This window comes from Cyanobacteriota bacterium, assembly GCA_027618255.1.
In the GTDB taxonomy this organism is placed as follows: domain Bacteria; phylum Cyanobacteriota; class Vampirovibrionia; order LMEP-6097; family LMEP-6097; genus JABHOV01.
The window spans coordinates 18,963-36,485 of the sequence record JAQCFG010000002.1 but is presented as its reverse complement, the minus strand read 5'-3'; the positions used below and the strand labels follow the sequence as shown (position 1 = coordinate 36,485).

The 17,523-nt window shown below is 40.6% G+C and carries 19 protein-coding genes and 1 tRNA gene; 9 read left to right on the top strand and 11 right to left on the bottom strand.

Annotated features, from left to right (window positions below; translation table 11 throughout):
* The first annotated feature begins 144 nt into the window (after positions 1 to 144).
* On the top strand, positions 145 to 1,971 hold the full coding sequence (locus tag O3C63_00520; GenBank protein ID MDA0771405.1) for a long-chain fatty acid--CoA ligase: 1,827 nt from the start codon (positions 145 to 147) through the stop codon (positions 1,969 to 1,971).
* 88 nt (positions 1,972 to 2,059) lie between these two features.
* Positions 2,060 to 3,361, top strand: coding sequence for a DNA methyltransferase (locus O3C63_00515; protein ID MDA0771404.1), 1,302 nt, complete (start codon positions 2,060 to 2,062; stop codon positions 3,359 to 3,361).
* On the opposite strand, the gene O3C63_00510 is transcribed toward O3C63_00515, so the two are convergent.
* Positions 3,358 to 4,032, bottom strand: coding sequence for a DUF2470 domain-containing protein (locus O3C63_00510; GenBank protein MDA0771403.1), 675 nt, complete (start codon positions 4,030 to 4,032; stop codon positions 3,358 to 3,360). The two genes, O3C63_00515 and O3C63_00510, sit on opposite strands and share 4 nt — an antisense overlap.
* Before the next feature lie 97 nt (positions 4,033 to 4,129).
* Here O3C63_00510 and O3C63_00505 point away from each other — a divergent pair, with 97 nt between their 5' ends.
* Both O3C63_00505 and O3C63_00500 read left to right on the top strand, forming a co-directional pair.
* Positions 4,130 to 4,381 (top strand): hypothetical protein, encoded by a 252-nt coding sequence (locus O3C63_00505; GenBank protein MDA0771402.1) that lies wholly within the window; start codon positions 4,130 to 4,132, stop codon positions 4,379 to 4,381.
* Positions 4,382 to 4,396: 15 nt separating this feature from the next.
* Positions 4,397 to 4,600 (top strand): hypothetical protein, encoded by a 204-nt coding sequence (locus O3C63_00500; protein MDA0771401.1) that lies wholly within the window; start codon positions 4,397 to 4,399, stop codon positions 4,598 to 4,600.
* Positions 4,601 to 4,624: 24 nt separating this feature from the next.
* Here O3C63_00500 and O3C63_00495 read toward each other — a convergent pair whose 3' ends face one another.
* From O3C63_00495 to coaD, 4 genes are all read right to left on the bottom strand, one after another.
* Entirely contained in the window at positions 4,625 to 5,719 is a 1,095-nt protein-coding gene (locus tag O3C63_00495; GenBank protein ID MDA0771400.1) for a S1 RNA-binding domain-containing protein, read from the bottom strand.
* A 204-nt stretch (positions 5,720 to 5,923) separates the two neighbouring features.
* Positions 5,924 to 5,998 (bottom strand) — tRNA-Gly (locus tag O3C63_00490).
* A gap of 250 nt (positions 5,999 to 6,248) precedes the next feature.
* Complete coding sequence (locus O3C63_00485) at positions 6,249 to 6,866, bottom strand: hypothetical protein (GenBank protein MDA0771399.1); 618 nt, start codon at positions 6,864 to 6,866, stop codon at positions 6,249 to 6,251.
* A 44-nt stretch (positions 6,867 to 6,910) separates the two neighbouring features.
* Positions 6,911 to 7,384, bottom strand: coding sequence for a pantetheine-phosphate adenylyltransferase (gene coaD / locus O3C63_00480; GenBank protein MDA0771398.1), 474 nt, complete (start codon positions 7,382 to 7,384; stop codon positions 6,911 to 6,913).
* Positions 7,385 to 7,503: 119 nt separating this feature from the next.
* Between coaD and thiL the strand changes: the two genes are divergently transcribed.
* Both thiL and O3C63_00470 read left to right on the top strand, forming a co-directional pair.
* Positions 7,504 to 8,370 (top strand): thiamine-phosphate kinase, encoded by an 867-nt coding sequence (gene thiL / locus O3C63_00475; protein MDA0771397.1) that lies wholly within the window; start codon positions 7,504 to 7,506, stop codon positions 8,368 to 8,370.
* A gap of 159 nt (positions 8,371 to 8,529) precedes the next feature.
* Positions 8,530 to 10,125 (top strand): hypothetical protein, encoded by a 1,596-nt coding sequence (locus O3C63_00470; GenBank protein ID MDA0771396.1) that lies wholly within the window; start codon positions 8,530 to 8,532, stop codon positions 10,123 to 10,125.
* Between the two features lie 5 nt (positions 10,126 to 10,130).
* Here O3C63_00470 and O3C63_00465 read toward each other — a convergent pair whose 3' ends face one another.
* Entirely contained in the window at positions 10,131 to 10,292 is a 162-nt protein-coding gene (locus O3C63_00465; protein ID MDA0771395.1) for a hypothetical protein, read from the bottom strand.
* Between the two features lie 486 nt (positions 10,293 to 10,778).
* Between O3C63_00465 and glmU the strand changes: the two genes are divergently transcribed.
* A complete protein-coding gene (glmU, locus tag O3C63_00460; GenBank protein MDA0771394.1) occupies positions 10,779 to 12,143 on the top strand; it encodes a bifunctional UDP-N-acetylglucosamine diphosphorylase/glucosamine-1-phosphate N-acetyltransferase GlmU in 1,365 nt (454 codons plus the stop codon).
* A gap of 21 nt (positions 12,144 to 12,164) precedes the next feature.
* On the opposite strand, the gene O3C63_00455 is transcribed toward glmU, so the two are convergent.
* The 4 genes from O3C63_00455 to O3C63_00440 all read right to left on the bottom strand — a co-directional run bounded on the left by O3C63_00455 (position 12,165) and on the right by O3C63_00440 (position 15,464).
* Positions 12,165 to 12,464 (bottom strand): hypothetical protein, encoded by a 300-nt coding sequence (locus O3C63_00455; protein MDA0771393.1) that lies wholly within the window; start codon positions 12,462 to 12,464, stop codon positions 12,165 to 12,167.
* A gap of 133 nt (positions 12,465 to 12,597) precedes the next feature.
* Entirely contained in the window at positions 12,598 to 13,260 is a 663-nt protein-coding gene (locus tag O3C63_00450; GenBank protein ID MDA0771392.1) for a hypothetical protein, read from the bottom strand.
* A 321-nt stretch (positions 13,261 to 13,581) separates the two neighbouring features.
* Complete coding sequence (locus tag O3C63_00445) at positions 13,582 to 14,118, bottom strand: hypothetical protein (GenBank protein ID MDA0771391.1); 537 nt, start codon at positions 14,116 to 14,118, stop codon at positions 13,582 to 13,584.
* Between the two features lie 296 nt (positions 14,119 to 14,414).
* A complete protein-coding gene (locus O3C63_00440; GenBank protein MDA0771390.1) occupies positions 14,415 to 15,464 on the bottom strand; it encodes an arginase family protein in 1,050 nt (349 codons plus the stop codon).
* A 28-nt stretch (positions 15,465 to 15,492) separates the two neighbouring features.
* Between O3C63_00440 and O3C63_00435 the strand changes: the two genes are divergently transcribed.
* Both O3C63_00435 and pth read left to right on the top strand, forming a co-directional pair.
* Positions 15,493 to 16,659, top strand: a complete 1,167-nt coding sequence (locus O3C63_00435) for an NADH-quinone oxidoreductase subunit D (GenBank protein MDA0771389.1) — start codon at positions 15,493 to 15,495, stop codon at positions 16,657 to 16,659.
* On the top strand, positions 16,646 to 17,323 hold the full coding sequence (pth, locus tag O3C63_00430) for an aminoacyl-tRNA hydrolase (protein MDA0771388.1): 678 nt from the start codon (positions 16,646 to 16,648) through the stop codon (positions 17,321 to 17,323). The genes O3C63_00435 and pth overlap by 14 nt, the downstream gene beginning before the upstream one ends.
* On the opposite strand, the gene O3C63_00425 is transcribed toward pth, so the two are convergent.
* Complete coding sequence (locus O3C63_00425; GenBank protein MDA0771387.1) at positions 17,320 to 17,487, bottom strand: hypothetical protein; 168 nt, start codon at positions 17,485 to 17,487, stop codon at positions 17,320 to 17,322. The two genes, pth and O3C63_00425, sit on opposite strands and share 4 nt — an antisense overlap.
* Between the last annotated feature and the right edge of the window lie 36 nt (positions 17,488 to 17,523).

The following is a 17,523-nucleotide window of genomic DNA, read 5'->3' as shown; positions in this document are numbered from 1 at the left end:
GCAAGCTTACTGCTTGCCCTAGACTAGCTGACGAAAAATATTAGAAATTGATCCCAGTAAAAATGCGCTTAAGAAAAATACGCTAGTGGTATATTATAAACGTCCAAGCATACAAATCAAGGAATCACAGAGCCCAGCAAGTAAATGAAATACAAAAACGTAGCCGATTTATTTTTTAAAAAAGCAGAGAAGAACGAAAAAAAAGTTCTCATGCGTTTCAAAACGCATCCAAATCGTCCACTAGAACAATCCACCTGGAAAGAAGTGCGCGTCAAAATCGAAGAAATTGCGGCAGGACTAGATGAACTTGATATTGGCAAAGGATCCAAAGTTGGACTTCTTTCTGTTACCTGCCATCACTGGCTTCCATGCGACATGGCGATACTTAGTCTCGGAGCTTGCACTGTGCCGATGTATCACAATTCTACCAGTGACACCATTGAATATATAGTTAATCATGCCGAAATTGAAATTGTATTTGTACATAATAAAATCCAATTACAAAAATTAAGGGCTTCATGGGAAAATCTGCCTAATCTTCGTTACGTAATTGTAATGGAAGACCGTGGAGACATTCCACAAAATGACCCCAAGATCCTTACACTCACTGAGTTTCAAAAGATCGGCAAAGAAGCATTAAAGAAAAACCCAGGATTAATAATCAACAAAGTAAGCTATGTAGAGCTCGATGATCTTTGTAGTATCATCTATACATCTGGAACAACTGGCATTCCCAAGGGAGTAGTCTTAACTCATCGTAACTTCTTAGTTGCTGCACTATCTTTCTATCAATACGTACCACTAGAAGAGGGTATGCACATGCTTTCCTTCTTGCCGCTTGCGCATATTTTTGAACGTATCGCTGGTCAAATCTACGGTATTGATCAAGGCGTCATCTTCTCTTACTGTGAAAAAGTCGAGCTATTACCAAAGCTCTTACTTGAATCAGATTGTCACATTATCAACGTAGTGCCAAGAATGCTTGAAAAGATACATGCCAAAATCATTCTCAACGTCAGTAAGCAAGGTGCATTACAACAAAAAGCATTTAATAAAGCATTAGAACTTGCTTTACTTTATCAACAAAAAAAACTAGCAAAGGAAACGATAGGCTGGGAGCTAGAACTTCAACATAGTCTCGCTTACAAAATGGTCTTGTCTAAAGTCAAAGCCAAAATTGCTCCCAATCTCAAAATCTTTGTAGTTGGCGGAGCTGCTTTTTCTAAAGAACTTGCTTTCTTTTTCTTAGCTCTTGGTTTTGCCGTTGTAGAAGGTTATGGATTAACAGAAACCTCTGCACCAATCACCGTTAATCCTCCATGGGCAAACAAACCCGGCACAGTAGGAATTCCATTCTCTCATTTTGAAATCAAATTTGGTGATGATGGCGAAATAATTTGTCGTGGCGAATCTGTATTTAAAGAATATTATAAAGAACCAGAAACCACTAGAGAAGTGATAGACGAGGATGGTTGGTTCCATACCGGCGATCTTGGAAGCTTTGACAGCGATGGTTACCTCAGTATCACGGGACGCAAAAAAGACATCATAATTACTGCTGGTGGCAAAAACATAGCACCTCAAAAAGTCGAAGCCGTCTTGCTTGCAAGTAAATATATCAACCAAGCTGTGATACTCGGCGAAGCAGAAAAATATCTTGCAGCACTCTTGGTCCCAGACCGGGCAGCAATCAAGCTTTATCTCGAGGAGACAAGACTAAATTATGATCCAGCACAAAAATTCTGTGACAATAAAGATGTTAATGAATTAATAGAGAGTGAAGTTAATAGATTTAATCGTGAGCTTGATCAACATGAACAAATCAAAGCTTTTCATCTCCTGGATAATGAACTTACTATTGAAAGTGGGGAACTTACTCCAACGCTCAAAGTCAAACGTAATGTCATAAGAGCCAACTACAAAGAAATTATTCCGTCTTTATTTAATCGTTCGAAGAACAATAGTCAATAGACCTGTTTCGAAACAGGTCTAATAAAGTTATTGGATTTTCTAGCTCGCTTTGAGGAACTCTTCGGGCCAAATGAACGACTAATACTCTATGGCCCGAGCTCAATTAAAGAATAAAACTACCGAAAAACCAAAACTTAAAACAGGGCTCGCAGAACTAGTTGCTGAAGCGGATGTTACAGAACATAAAGGGCGAATGATAACCAGCAGTTATCAAATTAAAGATTCTTGGAAAGGCAAAAAGCGTAACTGGGGTCATAGCCTTCATGGCATGGCATCACGCTCTGGATCTTTCCCACCTGCGCTTGCAGATTATTTTATCAGTAATTTTAGTCTTGAAGGTGATACGGTACTTGATCCGTTTTCTGGTAAGGGCACAACGGCACTACAAGCTTGCTTGACAGATAGATTGGGTATTGGTCTTGATGTTGCTCCAGAAGCCTATGCACTGACTGCAGCGAAGACAATCAAAATCAAACAAGAAGAAGCAATTGAATATTTGCGTAATCTAAAATTTCCGCCAGTCAGCCAAGCTGCCCTGGATGAAGTTCCTAATGAAGTCAAGATTTTTTATCATGAAGATGTGCTGAAACAAATCCTTGGATTTAGAGAAGCACTGTCTGGAGCCTATTCTTTTAGACATCTAAGTTATATTGATGCGCCTCAATACGAGCAAGCCAAAAGCAAATGCAAAGACTCGTTGCACGCTCAATACTGGGCAGGAGTGATGATTGGTATCTTGCACGGATCTTCTGAGATTAGTCTCTCTGTGCCTTGCTCACATAGTTACAGCATGTCTCCAAACTATGTACAAAACTACGCTGCAAAACATGGCTTAGAAAAGCCAGTGCGTGATCTTAAAGAATGTCTCATCAAACGCTCACAGAAACTCATGCGCGATGGTGAAACGACCAAAGCAGGCAGAGCAATACTCGGCTCAGCCATGGACATGCCAGCAAGCCTAGAAGCGCAGGTAGACTTGATTGTCACTAGCCCACCTTATTTCACAGCTCAGAGTTATGCTTGGGATAATTGGTTACGTGAGTGGTTTTTAGGATTTGATTTTAAAGAAGTGCGCAAACAAACCTTGCATACTGCCGTTGAGGACAAATACTCAGCAGCTCTTGGTATTCACTTGCAAGAAGCTTACAAAGTCCTCAAACCTGGTCGCTGGGCTTTTTACGTAGTGGGTGACGTAATCAAAAAGACCAAAGCCGGCGCCTACAAAATCATCACCGCAGAAATCATTGCTCAAGAAGCAGAAGCTGCTGGTTTTAGCGTCGAACTAATTATCAATGATGACATTCCAAGAACAAGTTGTTACAATTCTGCTTTCTTGAAAGAAGATCAGGGATTGAAATTGGATAGAGTTGTTTGTTTGTATAAGGGTTAAGCCGCCATCGCCACCAAAACAGAACGAGCCTCATCACTAGTACTAATCTCTTCTTTAAACTCAAAACGCAACTTCGTTTTATTGAGTAATAAATCAAAACCCTCTGCATCAATACCTGTCATTGCGAGTTGATCCTCTTCGGTAATAGACAGTTCTTTGTACTTTGTGCAGTACTTGACCAAAGCATCAGCGTGATCAGCGTTCATGTGATCAACAACACGCTTTTCAGCTTCACCCCAAAAGGGATTCGTCTGCAGAAACTCATCTGGCTCAACCCAAAAGATTTTGCCAAAGCCAGCGATATAACGAGCGCGCTTCAATTCCAATCGATAAAAACCAAAACTATGTGCTTGTCCATACTGACGAGCAGCTGGGTAATTACGGAAATAACCATCAGCAACTAAGTCATCCTCAACTCTAATAGCGTCAGCGACATAAGTTAGCCTGCCACTATTTTGATCACCGTCTTCAACAACAGTAAGAGATATTCGTGAATCAGCTTTAATGTTTTTGGTATGCTGAGCAATATCACTAACAAGAATTATTGGATTACATCGCTCGTCTAAGCTATAAGGAGTCAAAGAGCCAAAAGGATAGCCAGGCAAATCCAAAGAAATAGTCGCTAAAACTCCATGAGCTTCTTGCCGTAGTAAAGATCTGGCTTCATTCATCCTCTTACTATACCCTTGTCTATAAATTTAGGAGATTCACCGTTATAAACTCCAAAATCCGGGCATATATTATCTATACACAATCGGGGGGATCGGGATGTCATATACGGGATTAACGCAGGGAACTGCAAAAGACAAGTTATTAGAAGCAAATTTATTACAATATCCAGCTGTTTTCAAACAGGCTTTGTATAAATTGAGCTGGACCAAAGCACCAGAGAGCTTGTTGTCTTTAGTAGCCACAATGAAGACGGCTATTCAAGTAAGCAAAAGAATCAGCGCTTCAAGCTTGGAAGAACAAAGCTGGGCAATTTGGGCTAAATTACAGAGGGAGCATGCTCTTGAATAAGGGCAAAATATAATTATGGCGTTAAAACCCAAATTTAGAGGCGGCAATATGGCCGTCAGAAGCTCAGTAGTAATTCTACAGAGACCAGATATTGACTACTCAGATTTGTTTGTTGCAAACAAAGGTGTCGGTGATAAGTTATCATCAGCCTTGACTAAAAGTAAGCTGCAACAAGCCTCCTTCGTTGCAAGCAATCAACAGATCTATAGAAAGCTGTGATTTTGAATTAGTCGATGAGTTTGATTAATACTGAGTTGCTTGAACGTCCTTAAGTGACAAACTAATACGTCTCTCATAAGGAGAGAACTTCTTAATCAGTACTTCAACTTCATCATCAGGCTTGAGGTAGTTGTCTGGACTTGGGTCTTCTTCGTCATTTGTAATTTCAGAAACAGGAAGCAATGCTTCAACTCCTGGATAGATCTCAACGAATACACCAAAGACAGCTAACTTAACTACTTTACCTTTGACGACCATTCCTTCTGCAAACTTGCCTTCGATTTCAGTCCAAGGATCTGGCTGAAGTCTCTTGTAGCTTAATGAGATTTTTTTAGTAGCTTTGTCTATCTTCAAAATCTTAACTGAGATCTTGTCGCCAGTACTAAGAAGCTCACGAGGATGCGCGATACGCTGCCAAGAAATTTCTGAAACTGGAAGCAAACCATCAATACCACCGATATCGATGAAAGCACCAAACTCAGCAACTCGAACAACTTCACCAGAAAGTACTTGTCCAATTTCTAGTTCGTTGATTGCCTTGTCTCTAAGACCAGCTTTCTCTTCTTCCATTGCAATTTTTTGTGAGCAAATTAATTTACCCTTGCGTTTATCAAGTTCAAGAATCTTGAATTCAATCTCTGTACCTTTGGCGTTATTAGCTTCACCACGTAATCTAAGTTGTGACGCAGGAATGAAACCACGTACACCGTATGATTCAATAACAACTCCACCCTTCACAAGTGCAACCACTTGACCGGTGATGGCGTCATCCTTAGTCTTAAGTTCTTCGAGCTTAACCCAACCGCGCGCTTGAGCTACACGTTTGTATGAAAGAATCATTGGACCCTTTGCATTTGGTTCTCTTAAAATATAAAATTCATATTCTTCACCAGCTGAAAGTACATCAGTTGGTTTTTCGATATCTTCTTTATTGTTAATTTCTTTAAACGGAAGTACCGCTTCTGCTTTTGAACCAATGTCAATTAAAGCTGTGTCTTTTTCATAATGAAGTAATTTCCCAGTAATTATCTGGCCAAGTTGAAAATCTTGGTTTTTTGTTGGTTTGTTCAAGAGTTTTGTGAACTCTGCTTCTAAGTCTAATATTTGTTCTATTGCCATTTTTGTATCCTTATATTTAGTCAGCCCCCAGATCATCTACGCACTTGCATAGAAGGACCAAATACCAGGCTAATTCTAGCATTTGCATTGGCTGAGGGCTCGGTCTTTATTGTTGATTAAGGTTTTGAGGTCTGGATGTCTTCCTAGCGACCCGTAGGGTAAAAAGAAAAAATCCCTTGATAGGGATTTTTTCTTTTTCTATAATGGAGCGGAAGAAGAGATTCGAACTCTCGACCCTTTCCTTGGCAAGGAAATGCTCTACCACTGAGCCACTTCCGCATCCTTATTTAATTGAATCCCGCATTTCTGAAAATGTCTCTTATTAACTAACAACATTTCAAACTTAATATTAGCAAAAAACATCTTAATATGGTACATGATATAAATTTTTAAGTTTCTCACCCTTATCTGTTAATTCTAGTTCAAGAGCTTCAGAGGCAAGACATTTGAAGCCCGCAAGGGTGTGCTTGAAGTGTGTTATAACACATGAAAGCTCAAATAACGCAGTTCTGGGGCTCCCTACAAGCTTCTAGTTGTTCATAGCCGCTCGTGGCGTCATTATATCCTTCTCGCGGTGATTAGCAAAATATTTACGGCAGTTTTTGCTGACAGTACTGATTTGAGAGAGAGTACCTTCAATTTGAGTTAGAACTTCATCAGCATATTGCTCAGTTTCAAGTCTTAATTCACGGGCTCTGTGTTGCGAAGCATCTTCAAGTTCTCTGGCTCTCTCAAGAGATTCGCGTCTCATTTGTTCAAGCTCAACTAAGGTCTCTGCGCGTATGCGTTCAACCTCTTCAATAGTTTCAGATTGAATATATTTTGCTTGCTGCTCCGCTTGTAATCTAAGTTCATGTCCATCAATCAACTTGTGTGACTCGATTCTAGCGATCTCCATTAAACGAGTACATTCGGATTTTGTTTTTTCCATCAACTCATTAGCTGAGGCTTTAGAATCAGCTTCACGTTGTTGCAATTGATTAAGCATCGCCTTAGCTTCCTTAATCTCAGAGGGGATCATAGAATAAAGTTCTTCAAGAGATCTCATTAAATAATCAACGTCCAACAATTTTTGGTTTAATACCGGAACAACTTTAGCTTGTTCAATGTATTCGCCGATCTCATCAATTTTTTGATATATGTCCAATTGCCACGCCTCCTACAACGATCCGTATCCCCAACAACTATAGTTTATCTGTATTTGGTGTTTATGTAAAGTGCAACATTCTCAGGCACCAAAAGCGATAAATCATCGCTATATTTGAGTAATTCCCAAACCCGGCTCGCTCTCATAAACGAATATCCTGGATTAGTCATCAAAAAGATAGTCTCTAAACCATCAGAAAGCGCATGATTAATCTGGGACAACTCAAGCTCACCTTCGAAATCCGAAGCTGCACGCATCCCTCTCAGCAAGCAATCATATGAATTAGCTTTGGCATATTCCACAACCAAACCGCTATGTACACCGACTTTGATATTAGGCAAATCCTTGGTTGCTTCATCAATCAATGCAACCCTGTCCTCAACGGGGATATGCCCAGACTTGTCATTGTTCTCTGAAATTAAAACCAATACCTCAGCAAAAATCTTGGAAGCTCTTTGGATGATATCCAAATGTCCCAAGGTAAGTGGATCAAAACTTCCTGCATAGATTGCTTTCATGGGGTCATTATAACTCCTAATTAAGTTTCTTAGACCTGTTTCGAAACAGCGTTTCGAAGATACAGGTCGCTTAAAAAAGGTAGCAACCATGCGAAACGCATGCCTTACAATTAAGAGCAATGGAACAACAATTAATCCAAACGATTCAATCCATGGTCCAAGACCCAAGCCTCATCGGTGACGACTGTGCCGTCATTGAACTTGGCAACCAGCAATATCTTTTTGCATTGGACAATTTTGTAGAGGATGTTCATTATAGTAATGATTATTTTAGTGTAGAAGATATTGGCTGGAAAGCACTAGCCGTCAACATTTCAGACATTGCAGCAATGGCAGGTGAACCCTTGTTTATTTTGGTTGGGCTTAGTCTTAGCGATTCTATTCATGACAAAACAACATGGGTTAAGGATTTTTATACCGGGCTCAATCAATGCGCTGCAGCCTTTGGCAATCCCAAAGTCATTGGTGGAGATATTTGTGGCTCAAGTGCCAAAACCAGTATCTCAATTGCCATAGTCGGCAAAGCAACTAAAGCTCTAATGCGCAAATCCTCTCAGCCAGGTAGTTTGGTTTGTGTCACAGGTAGTTTTGGCGAGACGGGAGATTTCTTGCAAAATACTACTAAGCCCTGCCCGGCAAAACACCTAAGACCAGAACCGCGACTTCAAGAGGCTCAAGCACTGCTAGAGACTGATTCTCAAGCTGCCTTAATGGATAGCAGTGATGGTTTAGCGCAAGCATTGTTTGAACTAGCTGAGCAAAACCAGCTTGACCTAGAGATTGACTCTACTGCAATCCCCTATAGTCAAGGAATTAGCCTTGAACAAGCGCTCTACGGCGGTGAGGACTACGAACTAGTGGCAATATGCATGAAAGCACCTAATGGCTTCAAGGTCATCGGTAAAGCCCAAGCAGGCAGCGGTCAAATTAGCCTCAATGGCGAATTATTAACTAAAGCTAAAATCTATAAACATTTTAAAGGCTAGCAAATTATGGCTCTATTCCTATATAATTAAACATGTCAACACGTAAGTATTGACGAATAGTTCAATTGAATACATACGTATTTGGCCAGCACTAGCGTAGTGGCCAAGTATTTCAAAAGAACATAATCAACGGAGAAAAGAGATTTCACAAGAAGTCTTATGATTCCAAAATTACAATCTGCAAACCTAGCAAAGAGCTCTGGGTCTTCTGGCACTAGCACGGCTAAATCTAGTCCAACTAAAACAAGCAAAGCAGAGACTCCAAGTCTTGATGAAAAATATTTTGCTGTTGGTATTGGTTACGACATTCTCAAAACTATTCCCAAAATTTTGTCGGGTTCATTTCTTGCAACTGTCTTGAGTAATTTACTCAAAGACTCTAAGCAAACGATGGATGAAATCATTTACAAGACCTGTATGAATGATCTGCCATCAAGGTTTCTTTGTGACATTGTTAACACTCTTGCAGTTAGAGTTTTCAATGGCAAAACCTCATTTCTGGGGATCAAGATACCATACTTAATGCCAGAACTTTCCAATCAACTCTTCTCAATACCTTCTGTATTATTGGCTAGGACTGTTACACAGAAATTTAACGTCGACAAAAAATCAGCCAAGCATAACTTAAGTCCAGAAGAAGAAGCACTTAGGGATGAGGTGATGAAACAACCATTTATTAAATGGGTTGATAAATTCAGTGAATTCTTCCACAAGAACCTCAAAACCAAAATGGACAAAATCTTTTCTATTTGTCTTGGTGTAACTAGTGGTACTCCAATCATTGATTCAGAGGGTAATCAAATTCTCAAAAAAGATGGCAAGGCTTTATTGTCCGCGCCGCATGTTAATTACAAATGGCTAGGAGGAGTTACAGGTAGTACCTTCCTTGGCTCAATGTTGTTGCTTCCAAAGAACACTCAAGCCTATGGTTTTGACGCTGTAAAAAGTCCATTACGTGGTCTTAGTGCTATTCTCTTCACTACCTTTTGTCGTTTAAATTCAACTATTATTACCAGTGCAACAGGCATTCACACTGAAGGCAAAAACTTCGACGCCTGCTTGGAGACAGCTGTTCAGAACAGAACCTTTGTACCAATGGTGCAATACTTTTGTGACGCAGCTGCTGCTATTCTCTCTTACCGAGTTCCTTTTATGAATGGTGCCACCTTAGCGATGATATTTAGAGTATTTGCTGAAATCCCTGCTAGCTTTTTAACATCCGGCTTAATGCGCATTGCCAAAGAAAGTCGCATGACTGATGAATGGAGTTTCCTAAGTCATAAATTGCTCAAACCATTTACTCAGGGTATGGAAGATGTAACTAAACCATTGTTGAAATTCCTTACCAAAAATATTTACAGCAAAATGCCAATTCCATTTGCGATGGAAAGTGGTATCTTCAATCCCAATATCAAAAACATGTACGATGTTGATATCCAGAAACATGAACATGAAGCAAGATCAGAACAAGACGGAGGCTACCTGAAAGCTCTTGGCTTATTTGTCAAAAAATGTTTCACACTTCCTGCAGAATTATATAGCCTAGCAGAACAGGGCAAAGCCAGTTCAGCAGCCAAACGTGCCAAGCTCGATCAAATCGTCGCAGCGCACGAAGATAAATTAGAAGCCAAACGTAATGAAAAAATGCTTGAAGCCAAACTCAAAGAAGCTGGATTAGATCCTCAAGTTGTACTTCATAAATCAGAAAAACTAAATGGTCAAAAAATAATGGATTCTAAAGCAGTTGCTGTTTAGGCAGCTTATTTCTTAGCTAAAGATACTCCCATATCTCTTGAACTAAAATTTCCTCTAGTAGCACGTCCAACAACAGAAGAAGAAGTATCTTCACAACGTCCAGGCATTTGCGCTGCTGTCGCAAGACCACTTAATAATGTTGCTGATGTTAATAATAATGTTGCCATGCCCATATCTCTTCTTTCCTTCCTTATCCCCTCAGATAAATATTAGACTTGTTTTGGAAGCCTAAACTATCTCCAAAGGCAACACGCACGTTCCTTGCGGTTGCTACCTTTTTTTGATCGACCTGTACATCGAAACTTTGTTTCGAAACAGGTCTATTACTGATTATTCATGATTCAATCTCGTAGAAATCAAGCCTCTGCGCCAGAATAAATCTGACGCAAGACTTGCTAGCGTATCAACGGGTTGAATTGTCGAATAAAATTTTTACTCTAGGAAACGTAATTGCTTCCAGAAACCAAGTTTGATACAGAAACTTGGAAAGATGCGGACTTGAATGTCGGTTCTATCCATACTAACAGAGTCTAAACCTAGTGTCTAGTCTTTACTTGATAAAGAAATTATAAAGAAAAGCACACCCCGGGTATCACAAATTTGTGATACCCGGGGTGTGCTTGGGGTGATACTAGGCGTGCTAATATTGCAAGATGGTAAAAACCGTTGTATTAGCAGCAGGAACAGGCACCCGTCTCAAATCAGACAAAGTTAAGGTATTGCACCGAATCTTTGATAAACCTATACTTTCTTGGGTTTTGGAAAGCCTAGCAGAAGTAGATAGTGAAGAAATAATTGTGGTTTGCGGGCACCAAGCAGAAGAAGTCAAGAGCTTTCTTCATGCCTACCCAGTCTCAACCGTGATCCAAGAAGAACAACTCGGTACCGGACACGCCTTAATGTGTGTCAGAGAACAACTTCAAGGCTATGACGGCACTGTACTGGTCATCAATGGCGACTCGCCGCTCATTAGGTCAGAAACCCTCAATGACATGATCAAATTTCACCAAGACAATATTGTTGATATAAGTTTTCTGAGCTGCCACCTAAACCACCCAGATGGATACGGCAGAGTCATTCGCAAAGACAAACGCATCCTTGCCATCAAAGAAGATAAGGATTGCAGCGAAGCTGAAAGGCAAATCAAAGAAGTTAATGCTGGAGTTTACTGTTTTGAATGGAGCACCGTTGAAGAAGGTTTGAACAAACTCAAAAACGATAATGCTCAAGAAGAATACTACCTCACTGATATCATCAGCTGGGCTGACTCGCAAGGTCACGAGATTAGCTCATGCAATCTCAAAAATCCATACGAAGTGCTCGGAGTAAATACGAGGGAAGATTTATCGCTTGTTTGGAAACTCAAAAACGAAGCAACTCTCCACGATTTAATGCAAAACGGCATCACCATCGTTGATCCAGCTTCGACTTTTATTAGTTCCGATGCTGATATCGGTGAAGATACGGTAATACTTCCCAACACTTTTATACAAAGACGAGTAGTAATCGGCAAAGGCTGCACAATAGGTCCCAACACAAGTATTTATGGACCAGCAGAAATTGGTGACAACTCACAAGTAATGCAATCGCACATTTCAAGAAGTACAATTGGTGCAAACGCAATGGTAGGACCATTTGCACATATACGTGACGGCTCTGATATCTGTGACAATGTAAGAGTGGGCAACTTCGTTGAAATCAAAAATTCAGCAATCGGCGACAACTGCGCAGCTGCTCACTTAAGCTATGTCGGTGACGCCAAACTCAAAAACGACGTCAACGTAGGCGCAGGGACTATCATTGCAAACTACGACCACCGTACTGGTGAAAAATACGAAACCGTTATCAACGCTGGTGTGTCGACAGGTGCCAACTCAGTATTAATTGCACCGATCAAAATTGGCGAAAGAAGTTTAATTGCAGCTGGTTCAGTTGTAACTAAAGATGTGCCTGAAGACACGCTTGCAATTGCAAGACCGAAACAAGAGCATAAAAGAAATAAAATACTTACGAAGTAAGTTGTTATGCAAGCAGATTACTTAAACCCAAACATCAACTTCCTGCCCGCAAAACGCAGACTCAAGAAGATCAACGAGAGTACCCCAGCCCAAAGACTCGAGTGCTAATTTAAATTTGCCGCGCTTTTTGTTCATGCGCCTTAAAGCAGTTTGTTTGAGTTGCTTTAATCTAAAATGCCCAGTGATATCCACGCGTCCCATCAGGTCAGGCAATTTATTTGCAATCTCCTGGATGCTAGCGCGGATATCCTGTACTAAGGTGTTCTTTAATAGGTTCTCCTTAGCTTGTTTATGTAGGTTAGTAATTGTGTTGTTTGTCATGACTTACAGTTATATATAGTAGTAGCTTCATGATTGTTGATAGAAATGTCGATAATCTAGCCATAATCATATACCCCCCGGGGGTATATGATTATGGCTAGCCGCCTCGTAGGCCCAGCGAAGACGGGCTCAACTAAGCATCTTTAGAAATAGTCTCGTTTTGATACTTATGCAAAATTGAAGTGACTACATTATTAATCTTGTTTGCACCAAACGCAAGTATCCACTTGCGGTCAGGGTCTGACTTCCAGAGGTGAGGACTTCTATTTGCTTGATACTCGTCTCTGATATAAGTAACTCTAGAACGGTCTGGTGCAGGTGGTTTGACCTTTTCTTTTTTGAACCATTTGTTCCAATTATCAAATTCTTCTGCAACATCTTCAACTAATTCCGTGAGTCGTTGCCATAATTGATCTAAAAATCCAAGGAAGCCATGCACATCCTCTTCGTCGTAATCCTCGTCGTCAAGAGCGTTTGCGCCCTTGGCCTTTCCGATACGGCGTTGTCTACGTTTGTGCTGACCTTGATTTTTGTCTTTGTCTTTATCGCGCTTAGCGTCATAAGGAGCAAACTCATCGGTGTTGCGTAAGTCAAGCTCAAGCTCAATTTCACCCTCACCTTCGATAGCTGGTTCAAGCAAAGTCTGTTGCGATTCTTCTGCAATACTGGCTTTTTGCCCGGCACGAACAGATTCGACACCAGCACGTGGGTCTAGTCTTGCTTTACCAAAACTACCAACTGCAGAACTTGTTGTAAGCTCATCGATAGCTGAATTGCTGCTTATAGGGGTGCTCACTCGGTACTCCATGACTGATTTACATCATCTTAGCATATAAATGCTGAGTAACGTATATCTATATTACAACGACCTGGGTAAAAACACCTAATTTCTTAGCAAAATTTAGATGTATTTACAAGATAGAATCTTAGCATTATGTATAGACAGAAGTCAAGCTTTTGTTTTAATAAAAAAGCAATATTAAAAATGGAGACCCCGGGTATCTCCATTTTTCAAGAATCAATTCGTTCTTTGGTGATTATAGGCTGTATTAAAAAGTTTTTTGAAATCAAAGATTAAAAATGACGATACCCGGGGTCTCCATTTAGTTAGAAATAATTATGCTAAATTTTGTTCACGAATAGACATTAAGTTGAATAAGCCTTGTTTCATGTCTTCGGTTCTTTGAATATAACTCTCGCCCTTGCCGCCTTTGTCCCATGAATCAAAGTCTTTCTTACCATTGCCAAAAAAAATAGGCTTGGTTACGGCATCTTGTATTAATCTAATTTGTACTGCTTCCCGAGATGACATACTATCAAATCTAGTATGAGATACCGTCTCAGAGTTGGTTTGAAGCTTGCCATATCTAGCTAAATAGTCATCGACTTTGGATTTCAAATTAGGGATTTCATCTACTGAAGCTAGTGTGATCTCTGCATCAATGAAATATCTCAAGTCGCCAAGATGCTCTCGATGTGTCTCGATTAAAGCTGCGATATTCTCAACAGAGATACCGTTGACAGGGCCTGTTTTGCGTACCATTTCAAGCTGCTGTTTAAGCGGTTCTAACTGCTTATGTAGTTGATTTTCACGGCACAGTTTATCCTCTAAACTGAGTTGCTTTAGTTGTGAATTTTGGTTTACTTGGCTCACGTAGCTATTAGAGCAGAGCGAGGTTAGCTTTTGGTTAAGAAGCAATGAAAATCAACTAAATACCTAGCTCAAACCCAAATTTGTTTCCAGAGCTTGAAGAACAACGCTGTTATTGGAGCTGCAAGGAGCGTGTAACCCAGCCCATATTAATAAAATCAATTACCATGCGGAGCACAGCGGAGTTGGCAATTGATTTTATGAGCTTGGCGTTCAGCCCCACTTAAATGAGTTCTTAATATTTTGGAGTATTTTTAGTTGAAAAGTGGGGCTGGATGACAAGCTCCGAGGAGCAAGTTTTAATACTTCCTAGCAGCGTTAAATATATTCTCACCAAAAATATTAGTTATAAAATCCATAACCCATTCAGCAGTTTCGCCTTTCTTGTCCCAAGCCTCGCGACTAGGACAATGCTCGACAATATCAATTGAACTTAGTTTACCTTTGCGGCGCAAATTGAGATCAAGCTCACGAGCAATGGTCATAGCCTCACGGTAACTCAATTGTCCCAAAGAATAATTACTCACCGCGCTCAAATCTAATGCGTTGACATCAAGGATCACATGTACTTTATCAAAATCTTTGAAATGATCAATTGCAAAGTTGATTGCTTTGCGCACTCCAATCTCTTCAATATCTTCCATGGTATAAAACTCGTGAACAGCTTCTTCCTGAGCAGATTTGTGATTGATACCAAAATGCACAATTTGATTTGGCATCATCATTGATTTGGTTTTGGTGCCAAGCCCGCGGAATGTCATCAGAGAAATAAAATCATTGTGCTTCGGATCACCATCAAATGTTAGAGCAGTAAAAACCATACGATTGGCATTCCAACTCTTGGTTACACGAGGGGAGCTGTTGCACAAGTGATTACTAATCCAAATTATCCCGAAGCAAGCTCCAATAGTCTCATCTGCCGCGTTAGACTCCATGCAATATTCCAATAGACCAGCAACAGTACCAAGACAAAGTGAACCATCACCGCCAAAAGTAATCGGCACATGTCCCGCTTTAAGAGATGACTTAACTTGGTCAGCTAGCCAGTTATTAACTGTGTGAATCGCCTTGAGATTGCGCACTCTATTAGCTTCTTCTTGAATTTCAAAAGGACCGAGTGATGGTGGATGAATTTCAACAGCGTTGGCACCAATTGCAGCAAGTTGTTTGACGAGGTCTTGCTCAGCCAAAAGTGCATGCGCTCCCTCTTGCGCCAAATTATCAGTACCACCAAAACCCCAAGGCGCCGCAATTAGATCAATATCCAAATTCTCATAAGGCTGGTAACGCTGCTGGGCAGTAGTCTTATCTAACTTTGCTCTTGCGTTAGTAGTAGCTTCTTGAATCACGAAATCAATAGTATCATAGTATCTAGCTATGGCGATACTCGATCAAGATACTAGTACAGGATTAAAAACCGAAGAGCTCATTATAAATATGGGGCCTCAACACCCTTCAACACATGGTGTTTTGAGATTGGTAATTACCACAACTGGTGAGCTTGTTACCAAATGCGTGCCAGTGATCGGTTACTTGCATCGTGGTATGGAATGGCTGGCACAGAACCGCAACTTTGTTCAATACCAAGCGCTGGTAGACAGAGTTGACTATCTTGCTGGAATGTCTGACTCACACGCCTATGTACTGGCTGTAGAAAAACTTGCTGATCTTAAAGTCCCGGATCGTGCTGAATACTTACGTATCCTAATGAGTGAGCTTAACCGTATTTGCTCTCACCAACTGTCTTTGGGGATTTTCATGCTTGACCTTGGTGCGATGATGGGCTTCCCGTTTTATGCTTTTCGCGATCGAGAGTCAATTCTTTCTCTGTTAGAAGAAGTCTCTGGACAAAGAATGATGTTTAACTATATGCGTATTGGCGGAGTACATATGGATGTGCCAACTGGTTGGTACGCCAAACTTGAAGAATTGATCAACACTAAGTTACTTCACTATACTGATGAATACGAAGATCTTGTGACTAACAATCCTATTGTAGCTGTAAGAACCAAAGGTATTGGCGTCATCGAGCCGCAGAAAGGAATTGAATGGGGACTTACGGGTCCTAATATTCGTGCTTCTGGTGTTAACTACGACGTGCGCCGCAATAAACCATATTCTAAATACGAAGAGTTTGATTTTGATGTTGTCACTCATGACCGCGGTGATGTTTTTGCTCGCTATAAATGTAGAGTGCAAGAAATTAGAGAGAGTTGCAAAATCATTCTTCAGGCAATCAAAAAGATCCGTGCACTTCCTGGCGGAGAACACGCACAAGCTGAAACAGAACTCAAAGCTAAAAAAATCCTTCCTGGATTTAAAGCACCAGCAGGAGAGGCTTATGAGGCTGTTGAATCACCTCGCGGCGAGATGGGCGTCCATCTAATTGCTGACGGTACTCAAGTACCTTACAGACTCAAATGGCGCTCTCCAAGCTGGTTTCCAACAGCTTACTTGCCTGAGCTTGCTGAAGGCACGCCGATCTCAGATGTCGTGGCTGTATTTTCATCACTAGATGTGATTTTGCCAGATGTCGATAGATAAAAAAACAAAACTCATAATAGGACTGGGCAACCCAGGAAAGAACTACGACAAGACTAGGCACAATATTGGTTTTGCAATTCTTGATGAGCTAGCTTTTAAGCGAGGGCTTAGTTTTAGTAAAGAAAAAAAGTTTGAAGCCGATGTGGCGATGGCTGATGTGATTGTTGAATATAGACTCAAAAAACCTAAAACTAAAAGCCTAGCTGAAAAGCTTCCAGATCCTGGGGCTAATGCAGAAGATGAAGCTAGGCTGCTAGGCTGCAAAATCATCATAGCGAAACCGACTACCTTCATGAACAACTCCGGCAAAGCCGTCTCCAAACTAGCTAAGTTTTACAAAATCGCAGCTGAAGACATTCTAGTAATTCATGATGATGTCAGCCTCGACACCGGCAAGCTGCGTATGGCTTTCAATAGAGGTGCTGGCGGGCAACACGGGGTGGAAGATATTATGGCTAGTATTGGTAAAAACTTTCACCGCCTTAAAGCTGGTGTAGGACCAGACCCAGGTGGTGAAAGTAGAGCTGACTATGTACTTAGTATCTTTCCAAAAAAAGAACACGAGACTATAGCTACAATGCTCAGTGGTAGCATCGAACTAATTTATCAATGGCTTACTGAATTAGAAGATCCTCAATTAATTGAGAGTCTTCAAGTGAGTTAATCATCTTTAAAAATCATTTCTTGTATTTTCAACTGGCGCTCGATTATATATCTCTCTCGATTGAGTTCTTGCAGCTCAGCACTAAATGAACTTGTTTTAGTTTCTTTTTTCTCAGAGCTGACGACAGCCTCTGCATCACTCTGAAATCCCGAATCGATGTGCATAAATACTTTGTACCAATATTAAGTTAAGACTCAAAT

Bases quoted from the DNA above. Each gene is read 5' to 3' on its own strand.
- O3C63_00425 (MDA0771387.1), bottom strand. From the start codon at position 17,487: ATGCACATCGATTCGGGATTTCAGAGTGATGCAGAGGCTGTCGTCAGC.
- O3C63_00455 (MDA0771393.1), bottom strand. From the start codon at position 12,464: ATGACAAACAACACAATTACTAACCTACATAAACAAGCTAAGGAGAAC.
- O3C63_00500 (MDA0771401.1), top strand. From the start codon at position 4,397: ATGGCGTTAAAACCCAAATTTAGAGGCGGCAATATGGCCGTCAGAAGC.
- O3C63_00505 (MDA0771402.1), top strand. From the start codon at position 4,130: ATGTCATATACGGGATTAACGCAGGGAACTGCAAAAGACAAGTTATTA.
- thiL (MDA0771397.1), top strand. From the start codon at position 7,504: ATGGAACAACAATTAATCCAAACGATTCAATCCATGGTCCAAGACCCA.
- O3C63_00495 (MDA0771400.1), bottom strand. From the start codon at position 5,719: ATGGCAATAGAACAAATATTAGACTTAGAAGCAGAGTTCACAAAACTC.
- O3C63_00520 (MDA0771405.1), top strand. From the start codon at position 145: ATGAAATACAAAAACGTAGCCGATTTATTTTTTAAAAAAGCAGAGAAG.
- glmU (MDA0771394.1), top strand. From the start codon at position 10,779: ATGGTAAAAACCGTTGTATTAGCAGCAGGAACAGGCACCCGTCTCAAA.
- O3C63_00510 (MDA0771403.1), bottom strand. From the start codon at position 4,032: ATGAATGAAGCCAGATCTTTACTACGGCAAGAAGCTCATGGAGTTTTA.
- coaD (MDA0771398.1), bottom strand. From the start codon at position 7,384: ATGAAAGCAATCTATGCAGGAAGTTTTGATCCACTTACCTTGGGACAT.
- O3C63_00435 (MDA0771389.1), top strand. From the start codon at position 15,493: ATGGCGATACTCGATCAAGATACTAGTACAGGATTAAAAACCGAAGAG.
- O3C63_00465 (MDA0771395.1), bottom strand. From the start codon at position 10,292: ATGGCAACATTATTATTAACATCAGCAACATTATTAAGTGGTCTTGCG.
- O3C63_00470 (MDA0771396.1), top strand. From the start codon at position 8,530: ATGATTCCAAAATTACAATCTGCAAACCTAGCAAAGAGCTCTGGGTCT.
- pth (MDA0771388.1), top strand. From the start codon at position 16,646: ATGTCGATAGATAAAAAAACAAAACTCATAATAGGACTGGGCAACCCA.
- O3C63_00515 (MDA0771404.1), top strand. From the start codon at position 2,060: ATGGCCCGAGCTCAATTAAAGAATAAAACTACCGAAAAACCAAAACTT.